Source organism: Streptomyces sp. SM10 (assembly GCF_002910915.1).
Classification (GTDB): domain Bacteria; phylum Actinomycetota; class Actinomycetes; order Streptomycetales; family Streptomycetaceae; genus Streptomyces.
Genome location: NZ_NEUF01000162.1, coordinates 37,624 through 43,848, shown reverse-complemented (window position 1 = coordinate 43,848; position 6,225 = coordinate 37,624). Strand labels below are relative to the sequence as shown.

Genomic DNA, 6,225 nt, shown 5'->3' with positions numbered 1-6,225 from the left:
CGGACAGGTTCACGTTCGGTCTGTGGACCGTGGGCTGGCGTGGCAACGACCCGTTCGGTGAGCCGACACGTCCCGCGCTGGACCCGGTCGAGTCGGTCGAGCGGCTCGCGGAGCTCGGTGCGCACGGGGTGACGTTCCACGACGACGACCTGATCCCGTTCGGGTCCTCCGAGACGGAGCGCGCCCGGCTGATCGGCCGGTTCAAGGACGCCCTGTCCCGCACCGGGATGAAGGTCCCGATGGCCACCACGAACCTGTTCACCCACCCGGTCTTCAAGGACGGCGGGTTCACCGCGAACGACCGCGACGTACGCCGTTTCGCGCTGCGCAAGGTCATGCGCAACATCGACCTGGCCGCCGAGCTCGGCGCGACCACCTACGTCGCCTGGGGCGGCCGCGAGGGCGCCGAGTCCGGCGGCGCGAAGGACGTCCGTATCGCCCTGGACCGGATGAAGGAAGCCTTCGACCTGCTGGGCGACTACGTCACCGAGCAGGGCTACGACCTGCGCTTCGCGATCGAGCCCAAGCCCAACGAGCCCCGCGGCGACATCCTCCTGCCCACGATCGGCCACGCCCTGGCCTTCATCGAGCGCCTCGAGCGCCCCGAGATGGTCGGCGTGAACCCGGAGACCGGCCACGAGCAGATGGCCGGGCTGAACTTCCCCCACGGCATCGCCCAGGCCCTGTGGGCCGGCAAGCTCTTCCACATCGACCTCAACGGACAGTCCGGCATCAAGTACGACCAGGACTTCCGCTTCGGCGCCGGCGACCTGCGCCAGGCCTTCTGGCTCGTCGACCTCCTGGAGACCTCCGACTACACCGGATCCCTCCACTTCGACTTCAAGCCCGTACGCACCGACGGCATCGACGGCGTCTGGGAATCCGCGAAGAACTGCATGCGCAACTACCTCATCCTCAAGGAACGCGCCCTCGCCTTCCGCGCCGACCCCGCCGTCCAGCAGGCCCTGACCGCCTCCCGCCTGGACGAACTCGCCCAGCCCACCGCCGACGACGGCCTCAAGAGCCTCCTCGCCGACCGGTCCGCCTACGAGAACTTCGACGCCACCGCCGCAGCGGAGCGCTCCATGGCCTTCGAAGCCCTCGACCAGCTCGCCATGGAACACCTCCTCGGCGTCCGCTGACCCACCCCCCGGGGCACCCGGCCCACCACCGGGCGCCCCGGACCTCCCTGCCGTGACACCGCCGGATCCGCGCAGGGTCTTGACCACCAGCCCGTGGGAGCGTTCCCATGGGCACGGCCCGGCATCCCCTCCCACCGCAAGGGCACCACCGTGACAGAACCCTCCCCGGACGGACGGATACGACCTCGCAGCCGCCGCACCAGGCGGATCGTCGTCCCCTTCACCGTCGTCTCCGCGATCGTCGCCGGCACCGTTCTGTCGGGGTGCGGCCAGCAGCGGGACGAGGACGTCTACACCGTCATGAACTCCTCGACCGACGAGTCGTACCACCGCTGGGACGGTGACACCCTCAAGCGCTGCAGCAAGGAGCTCGGGGTCACCATCGAGCAGCAGAGCGTGCCGGCGGCGCAGCTGATGACGAAGGCGCTGCGCATGGCGTCATCGAAGTCGCTGCCGGACGTCCTCCAGCTGGACGCCTCCGAGATGCCGACGTTCGCCGAGGCGGGCGGGCTGATACCGCTCAAGGACCTCGGGCTGACCACGACGGACATCCCCGAGGGGATCGTCGACTTCGGTTCGTTCGACGGGGAGTACTACGGGGCCGCGCGCACGGTGAACACCCTGGCGCTGTTCTACAACAAGGACACGCTCGACAAGGCCGGCCTGAAGGTCCCCACCACCTGGGCCGAGATGCAGTCGACCGCCAAGAAGCTGACCCAGGGCAAGCGGTACGGCCTGGCGCTCAGCGCGGGCGGCGCGGAGGACGGCGTCTTCCAGTTCACGCCGTTCATGTGGTCCAACGGCGGTGACGAGTCCAAGCTCGACACCCCCGAGGTCGCGGGCGCCCTGGACTACTGGAAGGGCCTGCTGAAGGACGGTTCGCTCTCCAAGTCCACGGTCAACTGGACCCAGGCCGACGTGAACGACCAGTTCATGGCCGGCAACGCGGCCATGATGATCAACGGTCCGTGGCAGGTCGAGACCCTGAACTCCAAGAAGGGGCTCGACTGGGGCATCGCCGAGATCCCCGTCCCCGAGGCGGGCGACGACTCGGTCGGTCCACTGGGCGGCGGTGTGCTCACCGTGCCCAACACCGGTGACACCGAGCGCGAGAAGATGTCCGCCAAGATCATCGGCTGTATGTCGGGTGAGCAGGAGGAGATCTCCTACGCCATCAACAGCTGGATGGTCCCGGCCAACACCAAGGCGGCCGACATCTGGCGGAAGAAGACCCCGGAACTGGCGGCGCTGGCCGACCAGGTCGCCACCGCCCGTTCGCGTACCGCGAAGGTGGGCGCCCAGTGGTCATCGGTCTCCCTCGCCCTGCAGAGCGCCTTCCAGTCCGCGCTCACCGGCGAGTCCAGCGAGGCCGCGCTGAAGCGTGCCCAGCAGCAGGTCACGAGCGGGAACTGAGGTAACGAACCATGTCATCCACCACTGCCTCGGCCGCCGCGCCGCCGGCCGACCCGAAGGCCCCCGCGGCCCGTGCGGTCAGGAAGCCCGTGAACCCGCGGAGCGCCAAGCGGCGCAGGACGCTCGCCCAGTGGGGGTTCATCGCCCCCGCCGTGATCTTCATGGCGCTGTTCTTCGGCTACCCGCTCGTCCGCAACATCGTCATGAGCTTCCAGGACTACTCGCCGTCCACGTTCTTCACCGGCGAGGCGCCGTTCAACGGCCTGGACAACTGGAACAACGTCTTCAGCGACGGGCTGTTCGGCAAGGCCCTGTGGCAGACGATCCTCTTCACCGTCGGGTCGCTCGTCGGCCAGTTCTGCATCGGTCTGGCACTCGCCGTCTTCTTCACCCGCCGCTTCCCGCTGAACGGCATCCTGCGGTCGCTGATCCTGCTGCCGTGGCTGGTCCCGATGGTCGTCTCCGGCATCGTGTGGCGCCGCATCTTCGACCAGGACACCGGTGTCCTCAACTCCTTCCTGGGCACGGTCGGCCTGCCCGTTGACACGCCGTGGCTGACGAGCACGGGCATGGCGCTGATCTCGGTGATCCTGGTGAACATCTGGATCGGCATCCCGTTCAACATGGTGATCCTCTACGGCGGCCTCCAGGAGGTCCCCAAGGAACTGAACGAGGCAGCAGCGCTCGACGGCGCCTCGGCCTGGCGCACGTTCCGCTCGGTGACCCTGCCGATGCTCAAGCCCGTCATCACCGTGGTGCTGGTGCTCGGCTTCATGTCGACGGTCAAGATCCTCGACCTGGTCCTCGCCCTCACCGACGGCGGCCCCGCCGACTCCACGCAGACGCTCGGCACGCTCACGTACCAGAACTCCTTCGTCCAGATGGACTTCGGGGCCGGTGCCGTGGTCGGCAACATCCTGATCCTGATCTCCGCCGTCTTCGCGGTGTTCTACCTGCGGGTCAACCGCAACGAGGGGAAGTGACCGGCATGGCGACCACCACCCAGATCCCCGCCGCCCCGGCTCCCGCGGTCCACCGGCCGGGGCGTCGCTGGGGTGCGACCGTCTTCGGCGTCGTCGTCCTCGCGGTCATGCTGTTCCCGCTGTACTGGATGATCAACACCGCGCTGCAGCCGGACGCGGGCCTCGTCGACGTGGGCCCGGTCCCGACGGGTGTGGACTTCTCCGGCTTCACCTCGGCGATCACGGAACAGGGCGGCAACCTGCTGACCTCGCTGGCCGTGGCGCTCGGCGCCGTGGCCATCTGCCTGGCGATCTCCGCGCCGGCGGCGTACGGCCTGGCGCAGTTCAAGCTGCGCGGCAGCAAGACGATCGTCTTCGGCACCCTGATCACCCAGATGGTGCCGGGCATCGTCATCGCCAACGCCCTGTACAGCGCGTACGTGGACCTCGGCCTGGTCAACTCCTACTTCGGCCTGATGCTGGCGGACGCCTCGCTGGGCATCCCCTTCGCGATCGTGCTGATGCGTTCGTTCATGGTGTCGATCCCGCGCGAGGTCATCGAGGCCGCCGAGGTCGACGGCGCGGGCCGCATCCGTACGTTCGTCCAGGTCGTCCTGCCGATGAGCCGCAACTCGCTGATCACCGCCGGGCTGTTCTCGTTCCTCTACGCGTGGAGCGACTTCATGTTCGCGCTCACGCTGAACACGACCGACGACGTCAAGCCGATCACGCTCGGCATCTACCAGTACATCGGCGCGCACGTCGGTGACTGGGGATCGGTCATGGCGGCCAGCGTGCTCTCCGCGGTGCCCGCGGCGGTCCTCCTCGTCCTGTCCCAGAAGTACATCGCCGCCGGGATCACCGGCGGCTCGGTCAAGTAAGGGTTTCCATGACTGACTTCCCGGTCTTCCCGCCCGGATTCGTCTTCGGCGCGGCCACGGCCTCGTACCAGATCGAGGGCGCCGTGGAGGAAGACGGCCGCGGCCCGTCCATCTGGGACACCTACAGCCACACGCCCGGCAGGACGGACGGCGGCGACACGGGCGACGTCGCCTGCGACCACTACCACCGCTACCCGGAGGACGTCGCGCTCCTGCGCGACCTGGGCGTGGAGTCGTACCGATTCTCGATCGCCTGGTCCCGGATCCAGGCCACGGGCAGCGGGGCTGTCAACCCGAAGGGGCTGGACTTCTACTCCCGGCTCGTCGACTCGCTCCTGGAGGCGGGGATCGAGCCGGCCGCCACCCTCTACCACTGGGACCTGCCGCAGGCCCTGGAGGACAAGGGCGGCTGGCGGGTCCGGGAGACGGCGGAGCGCTTCGGCGAGTACACCGCGATCATGGCCGAGCACCTGGGCGACCGCGTGCCGCGCTGGATCACCCTGAACGAACCCTGGTGCAGCGCGTTCCTCGGCTACTCGGTCGGCCGTCACGCACCGGGCGCCCAGGAGGGCCGCGGGGCGCTGGCCGCCGCGCACCACCTGCTGGTCGGCCACGGCCACGCGATGAACGCACTGCGCGCGGCCGGTGTCCGCGAGGCGGGCATCACCCTCAACCTGGACCGCAACGTCCCGGCGACCGAGTCGGACGCCGACCTCGCGGCGGTCGTCCGCGCGGACACCCAGCACAACCTGGTGTGGACCGATCCGCTCCTCGGTGGCCGCTACCCGGCCACCGAGGAGGAGACCTGGGGCGAGCTGATCACGGGCCAGGACTTCCGCCGCGACGGCGATCTGGAGCTGATCTCCCGGCCGATGGACTTCCTGGGCATCAACTACTACCGCCCGATCGTCGTCGCCGCCGCCCCGCACCGCGAGGCGGACCCGGCGCTGCGCGTGGCCACGGACAACCGGTACGCGGAGGGCCAGTACCCGGACGTACGGCGTACGGCGATGGGCTGGCCGGTCGTCCCGGAGTCGTTCACGGACCTGCTGACCGCGCTCAAGCAGACGTACGGCGACGCCCTGCCGCCCGTGCACATCACGGAGAACGGCTCGGCGGAGTTCGACAGCGTGGAGGCGGACGGCTCGATCCACGACGCGGACCGGGTGGAGTACCTGCGCACGCACCTGACGGCGCTGCGCGCGGCCATGGACGCGGGTGTCGACGTGCGCGGCTACTACGTGTGGTCCCTGCTGGACAACTTTGAGTGGGCGCTGGGCTATGCGAAGCGGTTCGGGATCATCCGGGTCGACTACGACACCCTGGAGCGCACCCCGAAGGACAGCTACCGCTGGTATCAGCAGCTGATCACGGCGCACCGGGGCTGACCGGCAGATTCCCCGTCGGGGGCGTACGCGCGCAGCAGCGGCGCGTACGCCCCCGTCGGCGTGTCCGGACCGTTCGGCCTGCCGCACCGCTTCGGAGGCCAGGGCGATCGCCACGCCCGGGCTCGCGAGGACGGCGCCGGCGACAAACACGGGGCAGCTCCCCAGGCACCGATGGCAGCGCCGACCAGCGGGTAGCCGAGGGGGGCAAGACCGACCATGGTGAGCATGACGACGGAGGTGACCCGGCCGAGACAGGCCGGGTCCGCCGCGTTCTGGATGAGGGCGTCGTTCCGGCCGTCATCAGACCGATTCCGAGATGTACCACCACCTCCTCCAGGTCCCACACCTGTCCTCGCGAAGGCCGTCGCTCACCACGACGAGACCTCCACACGGCTGGTCACCGAAGCCGGGGGACCTGAACCGATACGCGCGGGGCGAT

5 protein-coding genes and 1 pseudogene are annotated in these 6,225 nt (G+C 69.2%); 5 read left to right on the top strand and 1 reads right to left on the bottom strand.

Features of this window, described 5'->3' with window-relative positions:
• The 5 genes from xylA to B9S57_RS26910 all read left to right on the top strand — a co-directional run.
• A partial coding sequence (xylA, locus tag B9S57_RS26930) for a xylose isomerase (RefSeq protein ID WP_103515886.1) occupies nucleotides 1-1,142 on the top strand: 1,142 nt, incomplete at its 5' end.
• A 150-nt stretch (nucleotides 1,143-1,292) separates the two neighbouring features.
• Entirely contained in the window at nucleotides 1,293-2,555 is a 1,263-nt protein-coding gene (locus tag B9S57_RS26925; RefSeq protein ID WP_103759814.1) for a sugar ABC transporter substrate-binding protein, read from the top strand.
• Nucleotides 2,556-2,566: 11 nt separating this feature from the next.
• Nucleotides 2,567-3,538, top strand: coding sequence for a carbohydrate ABC transporter permease (locus B9S57_RS26920; protein ID WP_103759808.1), 972 nt, complete (start codon nucleotides 2,567-2,569; stop codon nucleotides 3,536-3,538).
• A 5-nt stretch (nucleotides 3,539-3,543) separates the two neighbouring features.
• On the top strand, nucleotides 3,544-4,398 hold the full coding sequence (locus tag B9S57_RS26915; RefSeq protein WP_103759813.1) for a carbohydrate ABC transporter permease: 855 nt from the start codon (nucleotides 3,544-3,546) through the stop codon (nucleotides 4,396-4,398).
• Nucleotides 4,399-4,406: 8 nt separating this feature from the next.
• Nucleotides 4,407-5,786: a GH1 family beta-glucosidase gene (locus B9S57_RS26910; RefSeq protein ID WP_103759807.1), complete on the top strand. Its 1,380-nt coding sequence runs from the start codon at nucleotides 4,407-4,409 to the stop codon at nucleotides 5,784-5,786.
• A gap of 72 nt (nucleotides 5,787-5,858) precedes the next feature.
• On the opposite strand, the pseudogene B9S57_RS35880 reads toward B9S57_RS26910, so the two are convergent.
• Nucleotides 5,859-6,076: pseudogene (locus tag B9S57_RS35880) on the bottom strand (MFS transporter); the annotation flags it as partial.
• Nucleotides 6,077-6,225 lie beyond the last annotated feature (149 nt).

Excerpts from the sequence above, each read along its gene's own strand:
- B9S57_RS26920 (WP_103759808.1), top strand. The coding sequence starts at position 2,567 with ATGTCATCCACCACTGCCTCGGCCGCCGCGCCGCCGGCCGACCCGAAG.
- B9S57_RS26915 (WP_103759813.1), top strand. The coding sequence starts at position 3,544 with ATGGCGACCACCACCCAGATCCCCGCCGCCCCGGCTCCCGCGGTCCAC.
- B9S57_RS26910 (WP_103759807.1), top strand. The coding sequence starts at position 4,407 with ATGACTGACTTCCCGGTCTTCCCGCCCGGATTCGTCTTCGGCGCGGCC.